The sequence below is a fragment of the Enterobacter sp. UPMP701 genome, assembly GCF_053709515.1.
In genome coordinates this window covers 13,580-39,243 of record NZ_JBSKJN010000017.1, presented here as the reverse complement: position 1 = coordinate 39,243, position 25,664 = coordinate 13,580, and the positions used below count along the sequence as shown (strand labels likewise).

Below are 25,664 nucleotides of genomic sequence, written 5' to 3'. Positions count from 1 at the left end.
CTTAATTAGTCGCGGTCATCTCACCCGGCAGCGCGGCGCTTGCCGTCTGGGCTGCCCCGCCCTGCGGCGCAGACTGAAGCGGGTGCGCGTCAAAGTATTTTCGCAGACCGTTATAAATCGCTTCGGCAATTTGCTGCTGATAGCTGTCGCTGCCCAGCAGACGCTCTTCACTGTTATTGCTGATAAAGCCGGTCTCCACCAGAATTGACGGAATATCCGGCGAGCGCAGAACGCCCAGGCTCGCATGTTCAGGACGGCGCTTATGCAATGCCCCGATGCCCTGCAGCTGGTTCAATACGTTAGTGGCGACATCATACCCGACGCGCTGAGAATGACCGAACTGTAAATCCAACACCGCCTGGCTGAGGTACGGGTCAGACTGGCTGTTTGCCAGCACATCCCCCGCGCCGCCTAACAGTTCAGACTGTTTCTCATGCTCTTCCAGCCAGTTGGCCATTTCACTGTTCGCGCGACGATTCGAGAGTACCCATACCGATGCGCCTGTTGCGTTACGATTAGGCGCAGCATCCGCGTGGATGGAAACCAGGAAGTTCGCATTTTGCTTTCGCGCGACGTCCGAACGTCCCATCACCGAAATGAAGTAATCCCCGTCGCGGGTCAACACGCCTTTAAACATAGGGTCGTCATTGAGTAGCGTACGCAGCTTACGGGCAATGGCGATGGTGACATTTTTCTCTCGTGTCCCCCCCGGGCCAATTGCACCTGGGTCCTGTCCACCGTGACCTGCATCGATGGCGATAATCACTTTGTCGCCGCTGACAGCACGGCGCGCGCTGACTGCCGGACGCGTCACCGTATTGCTGCTGGTTGCCGCAGTCATGCGATCGTTCTGCGATTTAAACGGGTTACGCGCAGGTTCCGAGGAGCGCGGCGTATACACTGGCTCTTCCACGCGTTTCGCCACAACCGGAGGCGGTGGAGGCGGCGGCGCGTCGGCGTTAATAGTAAAGACCACGGTATAGTTCGCACCGTTTTGTTGCTTCACCGCCTTCGTTTTGCCCTTTTCGGTCAGATCGACCACCAGGCGCAGTGACTGGCTGTCCTGCGGCGTACCCGAGCGGATCCTTTTCACCAGATTATTACCACTGAACTGCAGCGGTAACCCCTGGATCACGCCTGTCTGTTTGATATCCAGCGCCACGCTGTGGCTGTCCGGCTGTGAAAAGGCGTATTCAGGGTCCCCCATAAAGCTTAACGTGATCCGGGCCTGGCTTTCGCCGTTTGAAACCTGAATATCCGAAAGGCTTGCCGCCCCGGCCTGCGCGCACAGCAGCACCGTCGCAGCCAACACCCAACCTTTAACGCGACTAATCATCCCGTCATCCCTACTCTTAACCGGCGAGACGCGCCAGTAAGGAACACCCTGATGAGGAAACCGCACTGATGCGAGCCTCACGCCCTTGAGCCTGGTAATCTAAGTGAATTTCGACATCCGGGTCAGGCAGCACACCCGCACCTTGTTGCGGCCACTCCACCAGGCAGATGGCGTCGTTGGCAAAATAATCACGGATCCCCATAAATTCCAGCTCCTCAGGATCCGCAAGACGATATAAATCAAAGTGGTACACCATAAGATTGTCGAGGGCGTACGGCTCGACCAGCGTGTAGGTTGGGCTTTTAACGTTCCCGTTATGCCCTAACGCCTGCAAAAAACCCCGGCTGAAGGTGGTTTTACCCGCACCTAAATCACCATACAGATAAATGACGGTTGCCCCCTGACAGGCCTGCGCCACGCGCTTGCCGAGATCTAAAGTGGCTTGTTCATCAGGTAAAGGAATCGCTCGATTAGTCATTTTCTACGTCAATCACATCCGGGTTAACAACACGCCGCAGCGTGCAAAAAAGATCGGTGGCCAGCATACCGCGCGTACCCTCGCGTGCAGCCAGCCTGTCTGCTGCCTCACCGTGGGCCACGCAGCCCGCACAGGCTGCATCATAAAGGGGAAGTTTCTGTCCAAGCAATGCGCCAATGATACCGGAAAGCACATCGCCCATGCCGCCGCTCGCCATGCCCGCATTTCCGGCATCAATAATGCCCTGCGTCTCGTCACTGGCGACAACGGTTCCTGCCCCTTTCAAAACGGCAACACCTCCGTAACGTTTTACCAGACGCTGAGCAGAAAGTAAGCGATCGCTTTCAATTTCTGCCATGCTGCAGTTGAGCAGGCGCGCGGCTTCGCCGGGGTGTGGCGTCAGAATGCGATTGTGACGCTTATCCGGGTTTATTGCCAGAAGGTTAAGCGCGTCGGCATCCCACAGCATCGGTTTACGAAAATTCTCGACCTTTTGCAGGGCCTGTTTACCCCATGCCTGTTGCCCAAGCCCGGGACCGATGACCACCACATCCGCCCATTCCAGGCTTTCTTCCAGCGTCTGGGGCGTAAGCTCGTGGACCATCAGCTCCGGTCTGGCTGTGATTATTGGCGCAATATTTTCAATGCGAGTGAGTACTCGCACTAATCCGGCGCCGCTGCGCAATGCCGCTTCACCGGTCATGCGAACCGCACCTGCCGTGCCGTGGTCTCCGCCAATAATCACCAGCCTGCCGTGATCGTCCTTATGGGACGTTGGTCGGCGCGGCGGTAGCCACGCTGCAAGCTGCGACGCATCAAAACGCGCGATGCGCATTTCCTGCCCGGCCAGCCAGCTCTCCAGCCCCAGTGCGTTATGGTGCAACACGCCGACCACATTCCGTGCTTTTCCGGTTAACAAACCCGGCTTCAGGGCGATAAAGGTCACAGTGTGAGCAGCATGAATCACCGCCCCCGGCGTCGCGCCGGTCTCCGCGATCAGGCCTGACGGAATGTCCAGCGCGACTACCGGCGCGGAGTGCCCGTTAACGCGTTCAATAAGCGCGGCGATGTTCTCGCGAGGCGCGCTGCGTAGCCCGGTGCCCAGCAGACCATCAACAATCAGATCAACATCTTCCGGCCAGACGATATCAGGCGCGTGAATCACGCCGCCTGCGTTCAACCATGCCTCCCGCGCCGCGCTGGCCTCTTCCGGCAGCGGTTTATCGCTCTCCAGGGCCAGTAGCGTAACGCGGATACCCGCCGCAACCGCGAGACGCGCAATAGCATAGCCGTCACCACCGTTATTGCCGTGACCACACAAAATCAGCCAGTGAGCGGCCTGCGGGTACGCGCTGCGGGCAACGTTAAACGCTGCTTCACCTGCGCGGAGCATCAGTTCATAAAGGGTGATCCCGAGGCTGTCTGCGGCCTCTTTTTCGGCACGCCGGAGGTCATCCGCATGCCAGATGGAATGTGGTATACTTGCGGGGTTTTTCTTCACCGTATGGTCCGTCATGTCACAGCCCCTCGATCTCAATGAATTAGCGCAAAAAATAAAACAGTGGGGTGCTGAACTTGGCTTCCAGAAGGTGGGTATTACCGATACCGACCTCTCCGCCAGCGAGCCGAAACTGCAGGCCTGGCTGGACAAACAATACCACGGCGAAATGGAGTGGATGGCGCGTCATGGCATGATGCGCGCCCGTCCTCACGAGCTTTTGCCGGGCACATTACGCGTCATCAGCGTGCGCATGAACTATCTGCCTGCCAACGCGGCCTTCGCGCGCACGCTAAAAAATCCCTCTCTGGGTTACGTCAGCCGGTACGCCCTGGGACGTGATTACCATAAGCTTCTGCGTAACCGTCTAAAAAAACTCGGGGAAACTATTCAGCAGCACTGTGTTTCGCTGAATTTTAGACCCTTTGTCGATTCCGCGCCTATTCTTGAGCGCCCGATCGCCGAAAAAGCCGGGCTTGGCTGGACAGGTAAGCACTCACTTATTCTGAGTCGTGACGCCGGTTCGTTCTTCTTCCTGGGTGAACTGCTGATTGATTTACCCCTGCCGGTAGACGGCCCGGTGGAGGAAGGCTGTGGCCGCTGCGTGGCCTGCATGACCATCTGCCCGACGGGCGCTATCGTTGAGCCTTACACCGTCGACGCACGCCGCTGTATCTCCTACCTCACTATCGAACTGGAAGGAGCCATTCCAGAGGAGTTTCGACCGCTTATCGGCAACCGGATCTACGGCTGCGACGACTGCCAGCTCATCTGCCCGTGGAACCGCTATTCACAGCTCACGAACGAAGAGGACTTCAGCCCGCGTAAGGCGCTGCATGCGCCGCAGCTTATTGAGCTGTTCGCCTGGAGCGAAGCCTGGTTTCTGAAAGTGACGGAAGGATCGGCCATTCGCCGTATTGGTCATCTGCGCTGGCTGCGAAATGTCGCCGTTGCGCTGGGCAATGCCCCGTGGGATGAAGCGAATATTCAGGCGCTGGAAAGTCGTAGAGGTGAGCACCCACTTCTTGATGAACACATAGAATGGGCGATTGCGCAGCAAATTGAGAAGCGAAATGCCTGCGTGGTCGAGGTGCAGCTTCCTAAGAAACAGCGTCTGGTCAGGGTGATAGAAAAAGGACTTACGCGGGATGCGTGATATATTCACAGCCTGTGAATAAAAATAAAAACTCAAGCGCCATCTGGGCTGGAGAAGAGGTCAAGTGATCTCAATAACATTTTGAAATGAAAATTTATCAACTAAATACAGCACGTTACAAAGATATTATTCACCCTGCTAAGCTTTCACCCTGTTTCGGTTAAGCGCAGTTTCTGTGGATAACTCTGTTTACAAGAGTATTTCAGATGCAATAGAAAACGTCCCCAACGACTCTTTTCGCTGTGGATATTTTTGAGATGAAGAAGAATTTGGAGCGGGAAACGAGACTCGAACTCGCGACCCCGACCTTGGCAAGGTCGTGCTCTACCAACTGAGCTATTCCCGCTTAATCTGTGTCTTTCAAGCTGCCACTGCGTTGGCTGCCTTCACTCACCTTAGTCACTTACTTAATTAAGCTCCTAAGGATTCGTTCAGTTGCCGCCTTGTTGCAACTCGAAATCCCACGATTTGGTGGTCCGTGCTTTAGAAGCACTTTCAAATTTTGGAGCGGGAAACGAGACTCGAACTCGCGACCCCGACCTTGGCAAGGTCGTGCTCTACCAACTGAGCTATTCCCGCTTGGGCAGTCTGTGCTGTGGAAGCACTTTCAAATTTTGGAGCGGGAAACGAGACTCGAACTCGCGACCCCGACCTTGGCAAGGTCGTGCTCTACCAACTGAGCTATTCCCGCAAATCTGTACTGCTTTTGTTGCTGTCGTAACGTGTAATTCTCTGTCGTTACGGGAGGCGCATTATACGAGAAATCCTTTTAGCTGCAACCCCCCTTAAAGCGATTTTTTCGAAATTCAGTTCAAATGCTTATTAAATCGGCAAGCTGAACAATTTAACGACAAAAACCCGGCCACGCAAGGCGCCGGATCTCAAAATCACAGCTTAATAAAGTTTTCGCGGTAGTACGCCAGCTCCGCCACAGACTCGCGAATGTCGTCCATCGCCTGGTGCGTACCCTGTTTTTTAAAGCCGTCCAGAATTTCAGGTTTCCAGCGACGCGCCAGCTCTTTCAGGGTGCTCACGTCCAGATAGCGGTAATGGAAGTAAGACTCCAGCTCCGGCATATACTTAAACAGGAAACGACGATCCTGACCGATGCTGTTGCCGCAGATCGGCGATTTACCCGCCGGTACCCACTGCTTCAGAAATTCGAGCGTCGCCAGTTCCGCCTCGCGATCACCCAGGGTGCTCGCCTTGACGCGCTCGACAAGGCCGCTGCCGGTGTGGGTACGCACGTTCCACTCATCCATCAGCGCAAGCTGGTCGTCGGACTGATGCACCGCAATCGTTGGGCCTTCCGCCAGAATATTGAGGTTGGCATCGGTGACCAGTGTGGCGATCTCAATAATGCGATCGCGCTCGGGATCCAGGCCGGTCATTTCGAGATCGATCCAAATCAGGTTGTTTTCATCCGCGCTCATGTTATTTTCCACCCTTCTCGCATAACCAGCAGTAGCAGGTTAACTAGTATTAATTAGAGTGTATCATAGAGGTTTTGCCCCTTACGGGCGACCAGGAGCCAGTGCGATTGAGTAAAAATAAACTCTCCAAAGGGCAGCAGCGCCGCGTGAATGCCAATCATCAGCGCCGTCTTAAAACCACTTCGGAGAAGGTCGATTACGACGACAACCTGTTTGGCGAACCAACGGAAGGCGTAGTCATCAGCCGTTTCGGTATGCACGCCGACGTGGAATCTGCCGATGGAGAAATCCACCGTTGCAACATCCGCCGAACCATTCGTTCTCTGGTCACCGGCGACCGCGTCGTCTGGCGGCCGGGTAAAGAGGCAGCAGAAGGCGTTACCGTTAAAGGTATCGTTGAAGCGGTCCATGAGCGCACGTCCGTGTTAACCCGTCCGGATTTTTACGACGGAGTGAAGCCGATTGCCGCCAACATTAACCAGATTGTCATCGTATCGGCGATTTTGCCCGAACTTTCGCTCAATATTATCGACCGATATCTCGTCGCCTGCGAAACGCTGCAGGTTGAACCGATTATCGTGCTGAACAAAATCGATCTGCTGGATGACGAAGGCATGGCTTTCGTTAATGAACAGATGGATATCTACCGCAAGATTGGCTATCGCGTTCTGATGGTGTCCAGCTACACCAAAGACGGACTGAAACCGCTGGAAGAGGCGCTTACCGATCGCATCAGCATCTTTGCGGGCCAGTCCGGCGTGGGGAAATCGAGCCTGCTGAACAACCTTCTCGGCCTCCAGCAGGAGATCCTTACCAACGATGTGTCTGACGTCTCGGGCCTGGGCCAGCACACCACCACCGCGTCACGTCTGTATCACTTCCCGCACGGTGGCGATGTCATCGATTCTCCGGGCGTGCGTGAATTCGGTTTGTGGCATCTTGAGCCGGAACAAATCTTCAACGGCTTTGTCGAATTCCATGATTATTTAGGCGCTTGCAAGTACCGCGACTGCAAACACGATAACGATCCGGGCTGCGCTATCCGCGAAGCGGTTGAGAAAGGTGAAATCGCGGAGACCCGCTTCGAGAATTACCACCGCATTCTTGAGAGCATGGATCAGGTAAAAACGCGTAAAAACTTTTCTGATTCTGATAACTGACAACTAAGCTAAGCATCGCTAAAATCGTCCCCTTTTTTCAGGTTCCGGCGGCTTAACGCCGGATCAGGAACGACAAAACAATGGCCTGGAGGCTACCTTGTTAAACGCATTTAAACTTTCGCTTCAATACATTCTGCCAAAACTGTGGCTTACTCGCCTGGCGGGCTGGGGCGCGAGCAAACGCGCGGGCTGGCTGACCAAACTGGTCATCGACCTTTTCGTTAAGTATTACAAGGTCGACATGAAAGAAGCGCAGAAGCCGGATACCGCCAGCTACCGCACGTTCAACGAATTTTTCGTGCGCCCGCTGCGCGACGAAGTGCGCCCGCTGAACACCGATCCTAACGTCCTGGTGATGCCAGCAGACGGCGTCATCAGCCAGCTGGGTAACATTGAAGACGACAAAATCCTGCAGGCGAAGGGCCATAACTACAGCCTGGAAGCGCTGCTGGCGGGCAATTACCTGATGGCGGACCTGTTCCGCAACGGTACCTTTGCCACCACCTATCTGTCACCGCGCGACTACCACCGTGTGCACATGCCATGTAACGGTATCCTGCGTGAGATGATCTACGTGCCGGGCGATCTGTTCTCCGTGAACCACCTGACCGCGCAAAACGTACCGAACCTGTTTGCCCGTAACGAACGCGTCATCTGCCTGTTCGATACTGAATTCGGCCCGATGGCGCAGATCCTGGTGGGTGCGACCATTGTCGGCAGCATCGAAACCGTCTGGGCTGGAACCATCACCCCACCTCGTGAAGGCGTGATCAAGCGCTGGACGTGGCCTGCTGGTGAAGAGGAAGGCTCTGTCGCCCTGCTGAAAGGACAGGAGATGGGTCGCTTCAAGCTAGGCTCTACCGTCATCAACCTGTTTGCGCCGGGCAAAGTGAAGCTGGCTGAACAGCTCGAAAGCCTGTCGGTCACCAGACTAGGTCAGCCGCTGGCGGTCTCTACCGAAACCTTCGTGACGCCGGATGCAGAACCTGCTCCGCTGCCGCAAGAAGAGATTGACGCCGAGCACGACGCCAGCCCGCTGGTTGACGACAAAAAAGACGAAGGCTAACAACAGAAGGATCGCTGACGTGCGCCCGATTATCGTTCTACTGATGGCCTGGTGCCTCAGCATGGGGGCGTACGCAGCGACAGCCCCCGACGCCAAACAGATAACCCAGGAGCTGGAGCAGGCAAAAGCGGCCAAACCCGCACAGCCAGAGACCGTTGAGTCGCTCCAGTCCGCACTGAACGCGCTTGAGGAGCGGAAAGGCTCGCTTGAGCGCGCTCAGCAGTATCAGCAGGTTATCGACAACTTCCCTAAACTCTCGCAAACGCTGCGCGCGCAGCTTGCTAATCTGCGCGATGAGCCGCGCGATGTGCCGGCAGGTATGACCACCGACGCCCTGAATCAGGAAATCCTGCAGGTCAGCAGCCAGCTTCTGGAAAAGAGCCGCCAGGCTCAGCAGGAGCAGGAGCGTGCGCGCGAAATTGCCGATTCCCTCAGCCAGCTTCCGCAGCAGCAAACCGATGCCCGCCGCCAGCTCAATGACGTTGAGCGTCGCGTGGGTACGCAAAGCGGCAACACGCCGCAGGCTCAGGCTCAAAATCTGGGACTGCAGGCGGAATCGGCGCGTCTGAAGGCCCTTGTGGATGAGCTTGAGCTGGCGCAGCTTTCTGCCAACAACCGCCAGGAGCTGGCGCGAATGCGCTCTGAACTCGCTCAGAAGCAGAGCGAGCAACTGGATGCTTATCTTCAGGCCCTGCGTAATCAGCTTAACAGCCAGCGTCAGCTTGAAGCCGAGCGTGCCCTTGAAAGCACCGAGCTGCTGGCGGAAAACAGTGCCAATCTGCCGGAAGGTATCGTCGATCAGTTTAAGGTCAACCGCGAGCTTTCCGCCGCCCTGAATCAGCAGGCGCAGCGTATGGATCTGGTTGCCTCGCAGCAGCGTCAGGCGACGAATCAAACCCTGCAGGTGCGTCAGGCACTTAACACGCTGCGCGAGCAGTCCCAGTGGCTCGGGTCATCAAACCTGTTAGGCGAAGCGTTACGCGCCCAGGTTTCGCGCCTGCCTGAAATGCCGAAGCCGCAACAGCTGGATACCGAGATGGCCCAGCTGCGCGTTCAGCGACTGCACTTTGAAGATCTCCTTAATAAGCAGCCGCAAATTCGCCAGATCCGTCAGGCTGACGGACAGCCCCTGACCAACGAGCAAAACCGGATTCTTGAAGCCCAGCTGCGTACCCAGCGCGAACTGCTGAACTCGCTGCTCCAGGGCGGCGATACGCTGATCCTTGAACTGACTAAGCTCAAGGTCTCCAACAGCCAGCTGGAAGATGCGCTGAAAGAGGTGAACGAGGCAACGCACCGTTATCTCTTCTGGACCTCCGACGTACGTCCGATGACCTTCTCATGGCCCATTGATATTGTTCAGGATCTGCGCCGTCTGATTTCGCTGGACACTTTCAGCCAGCTGGGAAAGGCCAGCGTGATGATGCTGACCAGCAAAGAGACGATCTTCCCGCTGCTGGGCGCATTGATCCTGGTGGGGTTCAGCATTTACTCGCGCAGACATTTCACCCGCTTCCTGGAGCGCTCCAGCGCACGGGTGGGGAAAGTCACCCAGGACCACTTCTGGCTGACGTTGCGTACCGTGTTCTGGTCGATTCTCGTCGCGTCTCCGCTGCCGGTATTGTGGATGACCCTCGGCTACGGTCTGCGGGAAGCGTGGCCCTATCCGCTCGCGGTCGCCATTGGTGATGGCGTCACCGCCACGGTGCCGCTGCTGTGGGTAGTGATGATTTGCGCGACCTTCGCGCGGCCCAACGGCCTCTTCATTGCCCACTTTGGCTGGCCGCGTAACCGCGTGGCGCGCGCCATGCGTTACTACCTGATGAGCATCGGGCTGATTGTGCCGCTGATTATGGCGCTGATCATGTTTGATAATCTTAATGATCGGGAATTCTCAGGCTCGCTGGGACGCCTCTGCTTTATGCTGATATGCGGCGCGCTGGCCATCGTCACGCTCAGCCTGAAGCGTGCGGGGATACCGCTTTATCTCGATAAATCCGGCAGCGGCGACAACATGTTCAACCGGCTGCTCTGGAACCTGCTGCTGAGCGCCCCTCTGATTGCGATGCTGGCCGCGGCGGTGGGTTATCTGGCAACCTCGCAGGCGCTGCTGGCGCGACTGGAAACGTCGGTGGCAATTTGGTTCCTGCTTCTGGTGGTTTACCACGTGATCCGCCGCTGGATGCTGATCCAGCGCCGCCGTCTGGCCTTCGATCGCGCCAAGCATCGCCGGGCGGAGATCCTTGCCCAGCGCGCCCGGGGCGAGGAAGAGCCAACACATGTCAACAGCACAGAAGGCACGATGGATGCCGACGAGGTAGAACTGGATCTGGATGCCATCAGTACCCAGTCTCTGCGTCTGGTACGTTCCATCCTGATGCTGATTGCCCTTCTGTCGGTGATCTTCCTGTGGTCGGAAATTCATTCCGCGTTTGGCTTCCTGGAGAACATCTCTCTGTGGGACGTGTCGTCCACGGTGCAGGGCGTTGAAAGCCTGGAGCCGATTACCTTAGGCGCGGTGCTGATTGCCATTCTGGTGTTGATCATCACCACCCAGCTGGTGCGTAACTTCCCGGCGCTGCTGGAGCTGGCGCTGCTGCAGCATCTGGATTTAACCCCCGGCACGGGATACGCCATTACGACCATCACGAAATACCTGATCTTGCTTTTTGGCGGGATGGTCGGGTTCTCAATGATTGGTATCGAGTGGTCTAAACTGCAGTGGCTGGTTGCTGCGCTGACGTTCGGCCTTGGCTTTGGCATGCAGGAGATTTTCGCGAACTTTGTTTCCGGCCTGATCATTCTGTTTGAAAAACCGATTCGCATTGGCGATACGGTGACGATCCGCGATCTGACCGGGAGCGTAACGAAGATCAACACCCGTGCCACCACGATCAGTGACTGGGACCGTAAAGAGATCATCGTGCCGAACAAGGCATTTATTACCGAACAGTTTATCAACTGGTCGCTGTCGGACTCCGTCACGCGCGTGGTGCTGACGGTACCGGCTCCGTCGGATGCCAACAGCGAAGAGGTCACGCAGATCCTCTACACCGCCGCTGAACGCTGTACGCTGGTGCTCGATAACCCTGCGCCGGAAGTGTTCCTGGTTGATTTACAGCAGGGGATCCAGATTTTCGAACTGCGTATCTACGCCGCCGAAATGGGGCACCGCATGCCGCTGCGCCATGAGATCCACCAGCTGATTCTGGCGGGCTTCCGCGAGCACGGAATTGATATGCCGTTCCCACCGTTCCAGATGCGTCTGGAAAGCATGGACGGACGTAAGATGGGTAAAACGCTGACGTCGGCGGCAAGATCGCGCCCGGCAGGAAGCCTGTAATCTTTCTCCCCTCCCTTTCGGGAGGGGTATTTAACCGCTACGCCACTTCCGTGACGTACGCCATCGAGCGTCGACGGTAATTCTCATAAATTCCCATCGCCAGCAGCGAGAAGAAGACAGGCCCGCCGACCATCCACAGCGCGCTGTTCCAGTCGTTCGCCTCAACCACGGGCTGAATAACGGTAAAGATGTTGGCAAACGCCACCACCAGCACCACCACCGTGGTGGCCAGCAGCGTTACCGCGCGGGTTTTGAAGATCACAAACGGACGCTCAAGATCCTGCTTCGCTTTAAAGAACGGGAACGCCAGAGTCAGGAACAGGTACGGCAGCGTCATTGACACGTTCGCCATCAGGGTCAGCTTGTTGTAAAACGCAGACGCCGTATCGCCGCCAAATGACACCAGCAGAATGAAGACGCACACCAGCAGGCACTGCATCCACATGGCGTTAGCAGGCATTCCTGCGGTATTCAGCTGCGTCATGCGTGCTGGCCACAGCGCTTTTGGCGTACCCTGAATGATCGCCTTTAACGGCGAGTAGATGAGCGTGAAGAACGCACCGGTATAGGCGAGGAACATCGACAGGCCGGTAATACGCGCAAACCAGACACCCATGACAGAAGCTGCCTCCGGGCTCAGGTGCATGGCGTTACCCAGCGTCATCCCCAGGCTTTTCATCAGCACGTAGGTGATATTCCCGAGGTTGGTGGTGTTGTTACTCAATACCTGCTGCCAGTTGGTGCTGACGCCCCAGAGGAAAATCGCCAGCGAGTAGCCGACGGAGATGACGATAGCGGCAAAAATAATCCCTTTGGCAAAATTCTTTTCCGGGTTTTCGGTTTTGTCGACCAGCCCGCCTACCGCTTCAATACCGCCGTAAGCGAAAATAGCAAACACCACGAAGGAGAGCATGGCCAGCCCGGACTGGTAACCTGGATTCGGCGACGAAACAAAGTTGACCTCCTGAGCAAAATGTCCGCCGTTCAGGCACAGAATGGCGATGCTGACCAGCAGCAGCACCAGGTTCAGGCACATCACAGAAATACCGCCAACAGCGGTGATACGGGCGATTTTATTGATGCCTTTAGAGGCCACCAGCGTGACCACCACCATCCAGCAGACCGCCAGAATACCGACCACCTGCGTGGAACTCAGCCCCGCCAGAGACCAGACCTGCGTTTTATCCGCGCCGAAAAGAAACGTGGAGAACGGCACCCAGACTTTGGCCGCCGTGCTGACCATCCAGACGACGTAAGAGGAGAACCACATAAACGTCCCGATAAACGCGTAGCGCGGGCCGATGCTGTTGTTCATCCACGAATAAATGCCGCCCTCTTCTTTCCGGTAAGCCGAGCCCATCTCCGCCATCATCAGCGCAAACGGGATAAAGAAGAACAGAGCGGACACGATATAAAACGGCGTCGCGCTGTAGCCCATCAGATAGAAAGCCGACGGGCTGTTGGCAAAGCCAAAGACGGAGGTAAAAATCATCAGGATGAGCCCGGTGAGGGTCATCTTTTTAAGTGAGTGGGACATATCGCCATCCGAAGAGGAATTAAACTGCGCGGATGGTAGCAGATGACCAGACTAATATTGTGGCTATACGAGGCAATTTAAGAAAAAGACCCGTGTACAGAGAAAATGGCAGTTTTTAATGTTGCCGATAAGAAATGGAAAGGAATATTGCCACAGGTAATATAGGCCGGGTAAGCGCAGCGCCACCCGGCATTTTTTCAGGCGCGATCGACCGTAAACGCAATCACATCGCCCAGCTGTTCTGCGCCCAGCGCCAGCATGACCAGACGATCCACGCCCAGCGCCACGCCGGAGCAATCCGGCAGACCGGCCTTTAACGCTTCCAGCAGGTTGGTATCAATGGGCTGCTGCGGCAGACCGCGCGCGGCGCGCTTGCGGTTATCCTGCTCGAAACGCTGCTGCTGTTCGCGCGCATCGGTCAGTTCGTGGAAGCCGTTCGCCAGCTCGATACCTTTGTAATAGACCTCAAAACGCTCAGCGACACGGTGATCTTCGGTGCTGATCTGCGCCAGCGAGGCCTGGCTTGCCGGGAAATGATAGACAAACGTCGGACGATCTTTGCCAATCTGCGGTTCAACGCCAAAGGTGAACAGCAGCTGCAGCAGCGTGTCGCGATCCTCTTCGCTATCCGCCACGTTGCTCAGATCGAGCTTTGCCGCTACTTCACGCAGCTGAGTTTTGTCCGCCGACAGCGGATCGATCTCCAGGTGGCGCTGGAAGGCCTGCTGATAGGAAAGCGTTTCGGCCTCTGAGCAGTCCAGTACCTGCTGCAGCAGATCGTCCACCTCATTCATCAGGCGGTACATATCATAATGCGGGCGGTACCACTCCAGCATGGTGAATTCCGGGTTGTGGTGACGCCCCATCTCTTCATTACGGAAGCTACGGCACAGCTGATACACCGGCCCACAACCGGCGGCCAGCAGGCGTTTCATGTGGTATTCCGGGCTGGTCATCATATAGAGATTCATGCCCTGGGAGTGGCCTGGGCCAACAAAACGGGTTTCAAACGGGACCAGATGAATATCCGTTACCGTTGCCTGACTCATGCACGGGGTTTCCACCTCCAGGACGCCGCGGTCGGCAAAGAAACGGCGGATCTCCGTCATAATTGCGGCGCGTTTTAGCAGATTTGGGATGGATGCGCTCGGCTGCCAGGTGGCCGTTTCGCTCATGAGTTTTTCTCCGATTTCAGACAAGGGCACGAAGTCTACTCGTTAGCAGGGACAGAGACAAATTTTGCGCAGTAAAAAAGCGCATTTCATTTAGGTGGATTATTCCATGACGCAATTCATCAATCACAATGATAAATCACCGCACAGAACAGCAAAAAAATCGAACACGTCAAATTTCCCTGACGTCTACACGGTTATACTCTTTTACCCATAAAGGAGCAGTGGAAACGCTTTCGCAATCGTCCGTCTGGACGGGTGAACTACCTTTAGTTTGTCGCGTTGCGAAATAACAAAAATCTGGAGGAATGTCGTGCAAACTTTTCAAGCCGATCTTGCCGTAATAGGCGCTGGCGGGGCTGGATTACGTGCTGCGATTGCTGCAGCACAAGCTAATCCTGACGCTAAAATCGCATTGATTTCAAAAGTCTATCCAATGCGCAGCCACACGGTGGCAGCAGAGGGAGGATCCGCCGCCGTTGCGCAGGATCATGACAGCTTTGAATACCATTTCCACGACACGGTTGCAGGGGGCGACTGGCTTTGCGAACAGGATGTCGTTGACTACTTCGTGCACCATTGCCCAACGGAAATGACCCAGCTCGAGCAGTGGGGATGTCCGTGGAGCCGCCGGCCGGACGGCAGCGTTAACGTTCGCCGCTTCGGCGGAATGAAAATAGAGCGCACCTGGTTCGCCGCCGATAAGACCGGCTTCCACATGCTGCACACCCTCTTCCAGACCTCCCTTCAGTTCCCACAAATTCAGCGCTTCGATGAACATTTTGTCCTCGACATTCTGGTCGACGATGGTCATGCACGTGGCCTGGTGGCGATGAACATGATGGAAGGCACGCTCGTCCAGATCCGCGCCAATGCGGTGGTAATGGCAACGGGCGGTGCGGGCCGCGTTTATCGTTATAACACCAATGGCGGCATCGTCACCGGCGACGGGATGGGCATGGCGCTCCGCCACGGCGTGCCGCTGCGCGATATGGAGTTCGTGCAGTATCACCCAACCGGCCTGCCGGGCTCCGGCATTCTGATGACGGAAGGCTGCCGCGGTGAAGGCGGTATCCTGGTCAACAAAAACGGCTACCGCTATCTGCAGGATTACGGCATGGGTCCGGAAACCCCACTCGGCGAGCCGAAGAACAAATACATGGAACTCGGCCCGCGCGACAAAGTCTCTCAGGCCTTCTGGCACGAGTGGCGCAAAGGCAACACCATCTCCACGCCGCGCGGCGACGTGGTTCACCTCGATCTGCGTCATCTGGGTGAGAAGAAACTGCTGGAGCGTTTGCCGTTCATCTGCGAACTGGCAAAAGCCTATGTGGGCGTCGACCCGGTGAAAGAGCCGATTCCGGTGCGTCCAACCGCGCACTACACCATGGGCGGAATCGAAACCGACCAGCAGTGTGAAACACGCATCAAGGGGTTGTTTGCCGTTGGCGAATGCTCCTCCGTCGGCCTGCACGGCGCCAACCGTCTGGGCTCTAACTCGCTGGCAGAGCTGGTCGTCTTTGGCCGCATGGCGGGCGAGCGCGCGATGGAGCGGGCGGCTACCGCAGGCGAAGCCAACGGTGCCGCGCTGGATGCACAGGTCGCAGACGTTGAGAAACGCCTGAAGGATCTGGTAAACCAGGAAGGCAACGAGAACTGGTCAAAGATCCACGACGAGATGGGGCTGTCGATGGAAGAAGGCTGCGGTATCTACCGTACGCCAGAGCTGATGCAGAAAACCGTCGACAAGCTGGCGGAACTCCAGGAGCGCTTCAAGCGCGTGCGCATCACCGACACCTCCAGCGTCTTCAATACCGACCTGCTCTATACCATCGAACTGGGTCACGGCCTGAACGTCGCAGAATGTATGGCGCACTCTGCGCTGGCGCGTAAAGAATCCCGCGGCGCCCACCAGCGTCTGGACGAAGGCTGTACCGAACGTGACGACGTCAATTTCCTGAAACACACTCTCGCCTGGCGCGATGCGGATGGCACCACGCGCCTGGACTACAGCGACGTGAAAATCACCACGCTGCCACCGGCTAAACGCGTGTACGGCGCAGAAGCAGAAGCCGCCGAGAAGAAGGAGAAGGCGAATGGCTGAGATGCAAAAACTGAAAGTTGAAGTGGTGCGCTACAACCCGGAAGTGGATACCGCCCCCCACAGCGCTTTCTACGAAGTCCCTTATGACGAGCAAACCTCCCTGTTGGATGCGCTCGGCTATATCAAAGACAACCTGGCGCCGGACCTGAGCTACCGCTGGTCCTGCCGCATGGCGATCTGCGGCTCATGCGGCATGATGGTCAACAAGGTGCCGAAGCTGGCCTGTAAAACCTTCCTGCGCGATTATACCAAAGGCATCAAGGTTGAAGCGCTGGGTAACTTCCCGATCGAGCGCGATCTGGTGGTCGATATGACCCACTTTATCGAAAGCCTGGAAGCGATTAAGCCGTACATCATCGGCAACCCGCGCACGCCGGAACAGGGGCCAAATACCCAGACACCGGCGCAGATGGCGAAATACCATCAGTTCTCCGGCTGCATCAACTGCGGCTTGTGCTATGCCGCCTGTCCTCAGTTTGGCCTGAACCCGGAGTTTATCGGCCCGGCCGCCATTACCCTGGCGCACCGCTATAACGAAGACAGCCGCGACCACGGCAAAAAAGAACGTATGGCGCAGCTTAACAGCCAGAACGGCGTCTGGACCTGTACGTTTGTGGGCTACTGCTCCGAAGTCTGTCCGAAGCACGTCGACCCGGCCGCCGCAATTCAGCAGGGTAAAGTGGAAAGCTCGAAAGACTTTCTTATCGCAACCCTGAAACCACGCTAAGGAGTGCATGATGACGACTAAACGCAAAGCCTACGTGCGACCAATGCCGTCCACCTGGTGGAAAAACCTGCCGTTTTATCGCTTCTATATGCTGCGTGAAGGCACGGCGGTACCGGCGGTCTGGTTCAGCCTTGAGCTGATGTACGGCGTTTTCGCCCTTAAACACGGGCCGGAAACCTGGGCCAGCTTTGTGGGCTTCCTGCAAAACCCGATCATCGTGGTGCTGAACCTGATCGTGCTCGCGGCGGCGCTGCTTCATACCAAAACCTGGTTTGAACTGGCGCCAAAAGCAGCGAACATCATTGTAAAAGGCGAAAAAATGGGGCCAGAGCCGGTCATTAAAGGGCTCTGGGCAGTGACGGCAGTTGTCTCTGTGGTCATTCTGTTTGTCGCACTGTTCTGGTAAGGAGACTACTGTGATCAATCCAAATCCAAAACGTTCAGACGAGCCGGTCTTCTGGGGGCTGTTTGGCGCAGGCGGCATGTGGAGCGCCATTATTGCCCCGGTCATTATCCTGCTGGTCGGGATCATGCTGCCGCTGGGGTTGTTCCCGGGCGATGCGCTGAGCTATGAGCGCGTACTGGCCTTTGCGAGCAGCTTTATCGGTCGCGTGTTTATCTTCCTGATGATCGTCCTGCCATTGTGGTGTGGTCTGCACCGTATTCACCATGCAATGCACGATCTGAAAATCCATGTCCCGAGCGGTAAATGGGTATTCTACGGGCTGGCAACCATCCTGACGGTCGTGACGCTGATTGCGGTCGTCACTATCTGACGCTTCTGGCCCGCCATCCGGCGGGCCTTTTATTTCTGCATTTTTCCCACCAGCCACTGGGCAAATTCACGCATTGCGGACGTTTCAGCCCGCGACTGCAGTCTTGTTAACCAGTAGCTACCCAGATCAATCTGCGTTGTAAACGGCTGAACAATGCGCTCGCTGTTGAGCAAATGGGTAAACATATCGACAGGCGCAATGGCAATCCCTGTGCCTGCCTGGGCGGCTTCCAGCATGGTGACAGACGAATCAAAGACCATCACCCGATGCGTGGGTGACGGGGGATGTTCCCCCGCCGCCTGCATCCACGCCGACCATTCGTCGCGTCGGTAGGAGCGCAGCAGGGTAAACTTCAGGATGTCGGCCGGAGACTGCAGCACGGCGGCGATATCAGGCGAGCAAAGCGGTGCCAGCGGCGCAGGGCACAGGAATTGCGCCTCGGTGCCGTGCCATGCGCCACCACCGTAGCGGATCGTATAATCAAGCCCTTCAGCCGCAGGATCGACACGGTTGTTATGGGTTGAGAGATGAAGGTCGATATGCGGATAACAGCGCCGAAAGTCTGCGAGCAGAGAGAACAAGATACCCGTGGCGAAAGTCCCTACCACACCAACTTTTAGCTTCTCCTGAGCGCGCTGGCTGGCAAAGCGATCCAGCATTCCGGCGATACGATCGAATGAATCATTCAGCACCGGCAGCAAATTTTCCCCCTCCGTTGTCAGCATCAGGCCGCGCGAAACGCGGACAAACAGCTGACAATTCAGATGCTGCTCCAGCGCCTTAACGTGCTGGCTGATGGCAGAATGGGTGACGTTCAGCTCTATCGCTGCATGCGTAAAACTGAGATGCCTTGCGGCCGCTTCGAAGGCGCGAAGCGAATTTAACGGGAGATAGCTGCGGGTCATCGTTCCATCCGTTAGAAAAATTAACAGCTAATGCTAAATTTAACCGTTTGTCAGCCATAGTCAAATCTAACAAACTACAGCGGTCTGTCGGGCCCGGACACACCCTTGACCTGCTATTACGGAAGATAATTAATGATGAAAAAATCCCTTTGCTGCGCCCTGCTGCTCAGCACCTCCTCCGCTGTACTCGCCGCGCCGATGTCAGAAAAACAGCTGGCTGATGTTGTAGAGCGTAGCGTCACGCCCCTGATGAAAGCGCAGGGTATTCCAGGCATGGCGGTAGCCGTGATTTATCAGGGCCAGCCGCACTACTTTACCTTCGGAAAAGCCGACGTTGCGGCAAACAAGCCCGTTACTCCACAAACCCTGTTCGAACTGGGTTCTATAAGTAAAACCTTCACCGGCGTGCTGGGTGGCGATGCCATTGCTCGCGGTGAAATTTCGCTGGGCGATCCGGTGACTAAATACTGGCCTGAGCTGACAGGCACGCAATGGCAGGGAATTCGCATGCTCGATCTGGCGACTTATACCGCTGGTGGCCTGCCGCTCCAGGTGCCGGACGAGGTCACTGATAATGCCTCTCTGCTGCGCTTTTATCAGAACTGGCAGCCTCAGTGGAAACCGGGCACAACGCGTCTTTACGCCAACTCCAGCATCGGCCTTTTTGGCGCGCTGGCGGTCAAACCTTCCGGCATGAGCTATGAGCAAGCCATGACGACGCGGGTCTTCAAGCCGCTCAAGCTGAACCATACCTGGATTAACGTCCCGAAAACGGAAGAAGCGCATTACGCCTGGGGATACCGTGACGGTAAAGCGGTCCACGTTTCGCCAGGCATGCTGGACGCAGAGGCGTATGGGGTGAAAACCAACGTGCAGGATATGGCGAGCTGGGTGATGATCAACATGAAGCCGGACTCCCTTCAGGATACTTCACTCAGGCAAGGCATTGCCCTGGCGCAGTCTCGCTACTGGCGCGTAGGGGCCATGTATCAGGGGCTAGGCTGGGAAATGCTTAACTGGCCGGTCGATGCCAAAACCGTGGTAGAAGGTAGCGACAATAAGGTGGCGCTGGCGCCGTTGCCCGTAGCAGAAGTAAATCCTCCGGCCCCCCCGGTCAACGCGTCCTGGGTCCACAAAACAGGCTCAACCGGCGGGTTTGGCAGCTACGTGGCCTTTATTCCTGAAAAGCAGCTCGGCATTGTGATGCTGGCGAATAAAAGCTATCCGAACCCGACACGCGTTGAGGCGGCATACCGTATCCTCGACGCGCTGCAGTAAAACTTTGCCGGGTGGCGCTGCGCTTACCCGGCGAAACACACCGCACAAAAACCACATTTTCCTTGCCGTCATCTACACTTAACAAAAAACAGTAAGGAAACTCCTATGCGCATTTTGCCTGTTATCGCCGCGGTGACAGCCGCGTTTTTAGTGGTTGCCTGCAGTTCACCTACTCCACCTCCCGGCGTTACCGTCGTCACGCCTTTTGATGCACAACGCTTCCTTGGAACATGGTATGAAATCGCGCGCCTCGACCATCGGTTTGAGCAGGGCTTAGAGAAGGTCACTGCGAATTACAGCCCAATGGATGATGGCGGTATTCAGGTGATCAACCGGGGCTATAATCCCGATCGGGAGATGTGGCAGCAGTCGGTTGGGAAAGCCTACTTTACTGGCGACCCGCGACGGGCCGCGCTCAAAGTCTCTTTCTTTGGCCCGTTTTATGGCGGCTATAACGTGATAGCGCTCGACAGAGAGTACCGTCACGCGCTGGTCTGCGGGCCGGATCGCGACTATCTGTGGATACTTTCCCGCACGCCAACTATTCCGTCAGAGATGAAACAACAGATGCTGGACGTCGCGACCCGGCAAGGGTTTGATGTGTCGAAACTCATCTGGGTAAAACAGCCCCGTTAATGGGTGCTGAGCTTCAGTCCAATGATACCAGCCACAATCAGAGCGAGGCTGGCGATACGCGCCAGGCTCGCTGACTCACCCAGCAGCAGAATGCCGGTAATCGCCGCGCCTACGGCACCGATCCCCGTCCAGACGGCGTAAGCCGTTCCCACGGGCAGGGAACGCATCGCCCACGAGAGCAAAACAATGCTCACGATCATCGCCGTGACGGTAATGACGCTGGGCGTCAGGCGGGTAAATCCGTGGGTATACTTGAGACCAATCGCCCATACCACTTCGAGCAGACCAGCAATAAAGAGAATAATCCAGGACATCTCGGGCTCCTTAACTTAGAAACAGTTGGGGCCGTCCCCGATGAAGGAAGCGCTTACGGGTCGTCCCGCAAGGCAGATAACACCCCATATTTTGGTTAGCGTGCGATTTTTTTTCAATCATTTTCTGATGAACGCGTTAAGCCCAGAAATAGCCGCAGTATGGCGCGGAGTTCAGGCATTTATAGCTCATCGGACTTCTCTATGATGATGTGCTTTCTGATGGCAGGAAGCCAAACCACTAGCCGACTGCGAATAAAATATGTTCAAGATTCTTTTGATTGACCGTTGTCACTTCACCCGTACGGGGTTTGAAGCATGGCTCAATCATTCCGGTTTGTTCCCGGGGCACTACGTTGTGACCGGGCTGAACAATCTATTCCTCGCCAGAGAGCACATTCTGCAATGGAAACCTGAGCTGGTCATCGCTGACCTGCATGGTTTCAGACAGGATATTCACCATTTCCAGCAACTCTCTTCTTTGCTGAATGCCAGCGAACAATTACCTTTTATTATGCTGCAATCGGGAGAGGACAAGGACCTGGCGACCTGGCTCGGGAACTTCCCGGTCTGGTCTTCACTCATGAAAAACGCCCCTCTTGAGGAAATCGCGACGGTTATCAATGACGCGTTAATTTCGCGCGCAAGCTCGTACCGCCCGACGGTGGCCGCCCCTTTGCTGACCCGACAGGAGGAGAAAGTGCTGACGTTATGGATGGACGGCGCGAGCAACCAAAAGATTGCCGCTCACCTGAGTATTAACGGAAAAACGGTTTATACCTATAAACGCAATATCCGCATGAAGCTGCATATGGATACACGCTTTTCTCCGTTTTTATCCCTGCAGGAAGTAGAGAATTGACGGTACGGTGGAACTGACGCGCCGTACCGTCCATGCTTCATTAGTTTTGGGCTTTAGTTGCTGCACCAGAAATCGCGTTACCACCGTCGGAGATATCTTCCCCTACGCCGCGGGTGGTATTACATGCAGTCAACACTGAGGAAAGCACGAGGACAGAAAAGATCGCTGCAATTGTTTTCTTAACCATAATATCTTCCTTTTATAGCCAAAGTTGTTTTGTGTATAGCAACTTAAGAATAGACAAGATCCCGCCGATTGACGGAAAAGGAAGCAATTTTAGGAAAATTAGACGGACTTAGCTGGCTGCGTGAGAAATGATATGACCGAGGTCCTGGATATCTTCCCCCATGCCACGGGCGGTGTTACAGCCGGAAAGCAGTACGCTGGAGAGTGCTAACAGAAGCAGAATTTTAACGGTACGTTTCATCATCCCTGCCTGCAAAAATCAGGCGCAGCGGGCGCTGCGCCTCGAATCATGACGTAAATTACTTCACGCGGGATACGTATTCGCCGGAGCGAGTATCCACTTTGATCACTTCACCGATCTGAACGAACAGAGGTACTTTCACCACAGCGCCAGTAGAAAGCGTTGCTGGCTTGCCGCCAGTACCTGCGGTGTCACCTTTCAGACCTGGATCGGTTTCAACGATTTCCAGTTCAACAAAGTTTGGTGGAGTCACAGCGATAGGCTGGCCGTTCCACAGGGTCACGATGCACTCAGCCTGATCCAGCAGCCACTTCGCGTTATCGCCAATCGCTTTCGCGTCAGCAGACAGCTGCTCGAACGTTTCGTTGTTCATGAAGTGCCAGAACTCACCGTCGTTGTACAGGTAAGTCAGGTTCATATCGACAACATCAGCGCCTTCAGCGGAGTCAGTAGATTTGAAGGTTTTCTCAACACGGGTACCGGTCAGCAGGCGGCGCAGCTTAACGCGTGCGAATGCCTGGCCTTTACCTGGTTTAACGAATTCGCTGGCTTCAACCGCGTACGGTTCGCCGTCCATCATGATTTTAAGACCAGCACGAAAATCGTTGCTATAGTACGTTGCCATAAGGCCCTCTAAATTTGTTAACTGGTAGCTAAGCCACAAAATGGCGCATATTGTAACCCTAAACACCCCGTCCAGAGAAGATTGGTTATCGCAACTTGCCGATGTAATCACCAGTCCTGATGAATTGCTGCGTCTTTTAGACCTCGATCAGCACCCAGAGTTGCTTGCAGGCCGCGAGGCAAAGCGCCTTTTCGCCCTGCGTGTTCCCCGCGCGTTTGTGGCGCGGATGGAAAAAGGCAATCCCGACGATCCTCTATTAAAACAAACGCTTACGTCGCAGGATGAGTTTATCACCGCGCCGGGTTACAGCACCGATCCGCTGGAAGAGCAGAACAGCGTGGTGCCCGGCTTACTGCACAAATATCTCAACCGCGCCCTGCTGCTGGTTAAAGGCGGCTGCGCGGTAAATTGTCGTTATTGCTTCCGTCGGCACTTCCCGTATGCCGAAAACCAGGGAAACAAACGTAACTGGCAGGTCGCGCTGAACTATATCGCCGACCATTCAGAGCTGGATGAGATTATTTTTTCCGGCGGCGACCCGCTGATGGCAAAAGATCATGAGCTGGACTGGCTGCTGACGCAGCTGGAAGCCATCCCGCACATCAAGCGTCTGCGCATTCACAGCCGTTTACCGATTGTCATTCCGGCACGTATTACCGACGGGCTGGTATCACGCCTTGAGCAGTCCCGTCTGCAGGTGCTGCTGGTAAACCATATTAACCACGCGAATGAAATTGACGATGAATTTCGCGCGGCGATGGCGCGTCTGCGTAAGGCGGGCGTGACGCTGCTGAACCAGAGCGTGCTGCTGCGCGGCGTGAACGATAGCGCTCGCGTGCTGGCAGACCTCAGCAACGCCTTGTTTGATGCGGGCGTGATGCCCTATTACCTGCACGTTCTGGATCGCGTGCAGGGAGCGGCGCACTTTATGGTGACGGATGACGAGGCCCGACAGATTATGCGCGAGCTGTTAACGCTGGTCTCAGGGTATATGGTGCCGAAGCTGGCACGCGAGATTGGCGGAGAGCCGAGTAAAACGCCGCTGGATTTACAGCTGCGGCAGCAGTAGAAAGGCAGGTGGCGCTACGCTTAACTGCCCTACGGGTCCGGGCGCAGCGCCATCAGCAAATTAACTCAGTTCGGGCACTTGTAGACCTGGCCACTCATCTGGCTGGCCGTTGGCACGAAGCTGGAAAGCATCCCTTGCGTCGGGCTGCTCACGCCATAAATCACGTTTCCACCCATTGCAGCAGCCTGGTTACGCAGGGCATTCGCCGCGCCGCGCATAGAGCCGCCTTCCTCACCGTGCTGACCCGACATCCAGTTGCTTTGTTCACCGGTGGCCGTGCCTAACAGCTGGCATTCGCTGCCTGGCTTATCTTCCACAAAGCGAACGCCCTGGCCCGCTGCCGACAGTTCATTGCTGGAGCTACACCCCGCCAGCAGCAATGCTGCTCCTACGATCCCTGCACAGACTTTTACGCGCATGTTATTCCTCGTTTTCAATAAGCTGGACAGTAGTTGTCCGTGTGTGAATCTTATACCTAAAAGATGACTAAAAGAAAAACCCCCGCGCATTTCTGCGAGCCAGATTCCGCATGGTACTCCTCCGACATCTTAAATGAATTCTGATAATGCCCTTTGGGATATCGTGTTTTAGCCCCCGATCGTTTTTAGTGGTGCAACGTACATCTTTTGTACGCGACTAAAAAAGGGGGTTTCATGAGTGCATCATCCTCAGGAGAGGAAAAAGTTTCATGGGTGGGCTATCTGGCGTTTGTCCTTACCATCGTATTTTTCTCGGGCTTTTTCGCTAAAAGTACCGAATGGTGGCGTGTGCTGGATTTTACCGTCTTAAACGGCAGCTTTGGTCCGGTGAACGGCGCGCTAACGTTTCGCGGTGAGGGTGGCACGGGGGCGAAAGATGGCTTCTTGTTTGCCCTTGAACTGGCACCTTCAGTCATTTTATCGCTCGGGATCATTGCTGTCACCGAGGGGTTGGGCGGGCTGCGCGCCGCACAACAGCTCATGACGCCCATTTTACGCCCGCTCCTTGGCGTGCCCGGCATCTGCTCTCTGGCGCTTATCGCTAACCTGCAAAACACCGATGCAGCCGCTGGGATGACCAAAGAGTTGACCGATGAAGGGGCAATTACTGACCATGAACGCGCCATTTTCGCCACCTTCCAGACCAGCGGTAGCGCCATCATTACCAACTATTTTTCTTCCGGAGCCGCACTCTTTACCTTCATCACCGTCCCGGTGATTACGCCGCTTGCCGTCATTCTGGTATTCAAATTTGTTGGTGCGAACTTCCTGCGTCTGTGGATCGCCCACATGGAAGTTCGCCGCGTTCAGGAGGAAAAATGATCGCCCAGCCGCGTAAAAATATCATGGACATGTTTATTGATGGCGCCCGCCGCGGCTTTACCATCGCCACCACCAGCCTGCTACCAAACGTGGTTATGGCGTTTGTCATTATTCAGGCGCTCAAGGTAACCGGCCTGCTGGATATTGTCGGCAGGGTATGCGAGCCGATCATGGCGCTATGGGGACTTCCGGGCGCAGCGGCAACGGTTATGCTGGCCTCGGTGATGAGTATGGGAGGCGGCGTAGGCGTCTGCGCCAGTCTGGTCGCCGCCGGCACGCTCAACGGTCACGATGCCACCGTCCTGCTACCCGCCATCTATCTGATGGGCAACCCGGTACAAAACACGGGCCGCTGCCTGGGTACCGCCGGGGTGAACCCGAAATATTACCCGCACATTATTACGGTCTGCGTTATTAACGCCCTGCTCTCAATGTGGGTGATGCAGCTACTCTTCTGAGGAGAT

26 protein-coding genes and 3 tRNA genes are annotated in these 25,664 nt (G+C 55.8%); 14 read left to right on the top strand and 15 right to left on the bottom strand.

Going from position 1 to position 25,664, the window contains the following annotated elements; translation table 11 throughout:
* Position 1: 1 nt before the first annotated feature.
* Genes amiB through nnr form a run of 3 tightly spaced genes read right to left on the bottom strand, consistent with a single transcriptional unit; the run spans position 2 to position 3,330 of the window.
* Positions 2 to 1,336, bottom strand: a complete 1,335-nt coding sequence (gene amiB / locus ACWKXT_RS22085; protein ID WP_454533446.1) for an N-acetylmuramoyl-L-alanine amidase AmiB — start codon at positions 1,334 to 1,336, stop codon at positions 2 to 4.
* A gap of 16 nt (positions 1,337 to 1,352) precedes the next feature.
* Positions 1,353 to 1,814, bottom strand: coding sequence for a tRNA (adenosine(37)-N6)-threonylcarbamoyltransferase complex ATPase subunit type 1 TsaE (gene tsaE / locus ACWKXT_RS22080; RefSeq protein ID WP_414236351.1), 462 nt, complete (start codon positions 1,812 to 1,814; stop codon positions 1,353 to 1,355).
* Positions 1,807 to 3,330 carry a bifunctional ADP-dependent NAD(P)H-hydrate dehydratase/NAD(P)H-hydrate epimerase gene (nnr, locus tag ACWKXT_RS22075; RefSeq protein ID WP_454533445.1) on the bottom strand — a complete coding sequence of 508 codons (1,524 nt, stop codon included), beginning with the start codon at positions 3,328 to 3,330 and terminating at the stop codon, positions 1,807 to 1,809. Before nnr ends, tsaE begins: the two co-directional genes overlap by 8 nt.
* On the opposite strand from nnr, the gene queG reads away from it, so the two are divergent.
* Positions 3,329 to 4,468, top strand: a complete 1,140-nt coding sequence (gene queG / locus ACWKXT_RS22070) for a tRNA epoxyqueuosine(34) reductase QueG (RefSeq protein WP_454528616.1) — start codon at positions 3,329 to 3,331, stop codon at positions 4,466 to 4,468. The two genes, nnr and queG, sit on opposite strands and share 2 nt — an antisense overlap.
* Before the next feature lie 270 nt (positions 4,469 to 4,738).
* On the opposite strand, the gene ACWKXT_RS22065 is transcribed toward queG, so the two are convergent.
* The 4 genes from ACWKXT_RS22065 to orn all read right to left on the bottom strand — a co-directional run bounded on the left by ACWKXT_RS22065 (position 4,739) and on the right by orn (position 5,901).
* Positions 4,739 to 4,814 (bottom strand) — tRNA-Gly (locus ACWKXT_RS22065).
* 157 nt (positions 4,815 to 4,971) lie between these two features.
* Positions 4,972 to 5,047 (bottom strand) — tRNA-Gly (locus ACWKXT_RS22060).
* A 36-nt stretch (positions 5,048 to 5,083) separates the two neighbouring features.
* Positions 5,084 to 5,159: transfer RNA gene (locus tag ACWKXT_RS22055), tRNA-Gly, on the bottom strand.
* A 196-nt stretch (positions 5,160 to 5,355) separates the two neighbouring features.
* Entirely contained in the window at positions 5,356 to 5,901 is a 546-nt protein-coding gene (gene orn / locus ACWKXT_RS22050; protein WP_028015247.1) for an oligoribonuclease, read from the bottom strand.
* Between the two features lie 107 nt (positions 5,902 to 6,008).
* On the opposite strand from orn, the gene rsgA reads away from it, so the two are divergent.
* The 3 genes from rsgA to mscM all read left to right on the top strand — a co-directional run bounded on the left by rsgA (position 6,009) and on the right by mscM (position 11,470).
* Positions 6,009 to 7,061 (top strand): small ribosomal subunit biogenesis GTPase RsgA, encoded by a 1,053-nt coding sequence (gene rsgA / locus ACWKXT_RS22045; protein ID WP_032644955.1) that lies wholly within the window; start codon positions 6,009 to 6,011, stop codon positions 7,059 to 7,061.
* Between the two features lie 97 nt (positions 7,062 to 7,158).
* Positions 7,159 to 8,127, top strand: a complete 969-nt coding sequence (asd, locus tag ACWKXT_RS22040; protein WP_454528615.1) for an archaetidylserine decarboxylase — start codon at positions 7,159 to 7,161, stop codon at positions 8,125 to 8,127.
* Positions 8,128 to 8,146: 19 nt separating this feature from the next.
* Positions 8,147 to 11,470, top strand: coding sequence for a miniconductance mechanosensitive channel MscM (gene mscM, locus ACWKXT_RS22035; RefSeq protein WP_454533444.1), 3,324 nt, complete (start codon positions 8,147 to 8,149; stop codon positions 11,468 to 11,470).
* 37 nt (positions 11,471 to 11,507) lie between these two features.
* Here the strand turns inward: mscM and yjeM are convergent, their stop codons facing one another.
* The gene (gene yjeM, locus ACWKXT_RS22030; RefSeq protein ID WP_454533443.1) at positions 11,508 to 13,007 is read right to left on the bottom strand and encodes a glutamate/gamma-aminobutyrate family transporter YjeM; all 1,500 of its coding nucleotides are present in this window, start codon (positions 13,005 to 13,007) and stop codon (positions 11,508 to 11,510) included.
* A 197-nt stretch (positions 13,008 to 13,204) separates the two neighbouring features.
* Positions 13,205 to 14,182: an elongation factor P--(R)-beta-lysine ligase gene (gene epmA / locus ACWKXT_RS22025; protein ID WP_454528612.1), complete on the bottom strand. Its 978-nt coding sequence runs from the start codon at positions 14,180 to 14,182 to the stop codon at positions 13,205 to 13,207.
* A gap of 310 nt (positions 14,183 to 14,492) precedes the next feature.
* Here epmA and frdA point away from each other — a divergent pair, with 310 nt between their 5' ends.
* The 4 genes from frdA to frdD are packed head-to-tail and all read left to right on the top strand — an operon-like array spanning position 14,493 to position 17,786.
* Entirely contained in the window at positions 14,493 to 16,283 is a 1,791-nt protein-coding gene (frdA, locus tag ACWKXT_RS22020) for a fumarate reductase (quinol) flavoprotein subunit (RefSeq protein ID WP_454533442.1), read from the top strand.
* Positions 16,276 to 17,010, top strand: coding sequence for a succinate dehydrogenase/fumarate reductase iron-sulfur subunit (locus tag ACWKXT_RS22015; protein WP_454528610.1), 735 nt, complete (start codon positions 16,276 to 16,278; stop codon positions 17,008 to 17,010). Before frdA ends, ACWKXT_RS22015 begins: the two co-directional genes overlap by 8 nt.
* A gap of 10 nt (positions 17,011 to 17,020) precedes the next feature.
* Entirely contained in the window at positions 17,021 to 17,416 is a 396-nt protein-coding gene (gene frdC / locus ACWKXT_RS22010; protein ID WP_454533460.1) for a fumarate reductase subunit FrdC, read from the top strand.
* A 10-nt stretch (positions 17,417 to 17,426) separates the two neighbouring features.
* Positions 17,427 to 17,786 carry a fumarate reductase subunit FrdD gene (gene frdD, locus ACWKXT_RS22005; RefSeq protein WP_000609653.1) on the top strand — a complete coding sequence of 120 codons (360 nt, stop codon included), beginning with the start codon at positions 17,427 to 17,429 and terminating at the stop codon, positions 17,784 to 17,786.
* 29 nt (positions 17,787 to 17,815) lie between these two features.
* Here frdD and ampR read toward each other — a convergent pair whose 3' ends face one another.
* Positions 17,816 to 18,691 carry a LysR family transcriptional regulator AmpR gene (gene ampR, locus ACWKXT_RS22000; RefSeq protein ID WP_454528609.1) on the bottom strand — a complete coding sequence of 292 codons (876 nt, stop codon included), beginning with the start codon at positions 18,689 to 18,691 and terminating at the stop codon, positions 17,816 to 17,818.
* Positions 18,692 to 18,823: 132 nt separating this feature from the next.
* Here ampR and blaACT point away from each other — a divergent pair, with 132 nt between their 5' ends.
* Both blaACT and ACWKXT_RS21990 read left to right on the top strand, forming a co-directional pair.
* On the top strand, positions 18,824 to 19,969 hold the full coding sequence (blaACT, locus tag ACWKXT_RS21995; RefSeq protein WP_454533441.1) for an ACT family cephalosporin-hydrolyzing class C beta-lactamase: 1,146 nt from the start codon (positions 18,824 to 18,826) through the stop codon (positions 19,967 to 19,969).
* 105 nt (positions 19,970 to 20,074) lie between these two features.
* Positions 20,075 to 20,605: a lipocalin family protein gene (locus ACWKXT_RS21990; protein WP_454528607.1), complete on the top strand. Its 531-nt coding sequence runs from the start codon at positions 20,075 to 20,077 to the stop codon at positions 20,603 to 20,605.
* Here the strand turns inward: ACWKXT_RS21990 and sugE are convergent.
* Positions 20,602 to 20,919 carry a quaternary ammonium compound efflux SMR transporter SugE gene (gene sugE / locus ACWKXT_RS21985; protein ID WP_006178944.1) on the bottom strand — a complete coding sequence of 106 codons (318 nt, stop codon included), beginning with the start codon at positions 20,917 to 20,919 and terminating at the stop codon, positions 20,602 to 20,604. The genes ACWKXT_RS21990 and sugE overlap by 4 nt on opposite strands.
* Before the next feature lie 259 nt (positions 20,920 to 21,178).
* On the opposite strand from sugE, the gene ACWKXT_RS21980 reads away from it, so the two are divergent.
* On the top strand, positions 21,179 to 21,778 hold the full coding sequence (locus ACWKXT_RS21980; RefSeq protein WP_454528606.1) for a helix-turn-helix transcriptional regulator: 600 nt from the start codon (positions 21,179 to 21,181) through the stop codon (positions 21,776 to 21,778).
* A gap of 40 nt (positions 21,779 to 21,818) precedes the next feature.
* Here the strand turns inward: ACWKXT_RS21980 and ecnB are convergent, their stop codons facing one another.
* The 3 genes from ecnB to efp form a co-directional block, all read right to left on the bottom strand.
* A complete protein-coding gene (ecnB, locus tag ACWKXT_RS21975) occupies positions 21,819 to 21,965 on the bottom strand; it encodes a lipoprotein toxin entericidin B (RefSeq protein WP_003855942.1) in 147 nt (48 codons plus the stop codon).
* A gap of 108 nt (positions 21,966 to 22,073) precedes the next feature.
* On the bottom strand, positions 22,074 to 22,205 hold the full coding sequence (locus ACWKXT_RS21970) for an entericidin A/B family lipoprotein (RefSeq protein WP_028015234.1): 132 nt from the start codon (positions 22,203 to 22,205) through the stop codon (positions 22,074 to 22,076).
* Positions 22,206 to 22,263: 58 nt separating this feature from the next.
* The gene (gene efp / locus ACWKXT_RS21965) at positions 22,264 to 22,830 is read right to left on the bottom strand and encodes an elongation factor P (RefSeq protein ID WP_003855940.1); all 567 of its coding nucleotides are present in this window, start codon (positions 22,828 to 22,830) and stop codon (positions 22,264 to 22,266) included.
* Positions 22,831 to 22,870: 40 nt separating this feature from the next.
* On the opposite strand from efp, the gene epmB reads away from it, so the two are divergent.
* Positions 22,871 to 23,899, top strand: coding sequence for an EF-P beta-lysylation protein EpmB (epmB, locus tag ACWKXT_RS21960; RefSeq protein WP_032104121.1), 1,029 nt, complete (start codon positions 22,871 to 22,873; stop codon positions 23,897 to 23,899).
* Between the two features lie 65 nt (positions 23,900 to 23,964).
* On the opposite strand, the gene ACWKXT_RS21955 is transcribed toward epmB, so the two are convergent.
* Complete coding sequence (locus ACWKXT_RS21955; protein WP_014882205.1) at positions 23,965 to 24,318, bottom strand: DUF4156 domain-containing protein; 354 nt, start codon at positions 24,316 to 24,318, stop codon at positions 23,965 to 23,967.
* A gap of 234 nt (positions 24,319 to 24,552) precedes the next feature.
* Here ACWKXT_RS21955 and ACWKXT_RS21950 point away from each other — a divergent pair, with 234 nt between their 5' ends.
* Positions 24,553 to 25,200, top strand: a complete 648-nt coding sequence (locus tag ACWKXT_RS21950) for a nucleoside recognition domain-containing protein (protein WP_032104120.1) — start codon at positions 24,553 to 24,555, stop codon at positions 25,198 to 25,200.
* Positions 25,197 to 25,658, top strand: a complete 462-nt coding sequence (locus ACWKXT_RS21945; protein WP_454533440.1) for a YjiG family protein — start codon at positions 25,197 to 25,199, stop codon at positions 25,656 to 25,658. Before ACWKXT_RS21950 ends, ACWKXT_RS21945 begins: the two co-directional genes overlap by 4 nt.
* The last annotated feature ends 6 nt before the right edge of the window (positions 25,659 to 25,664 follow it).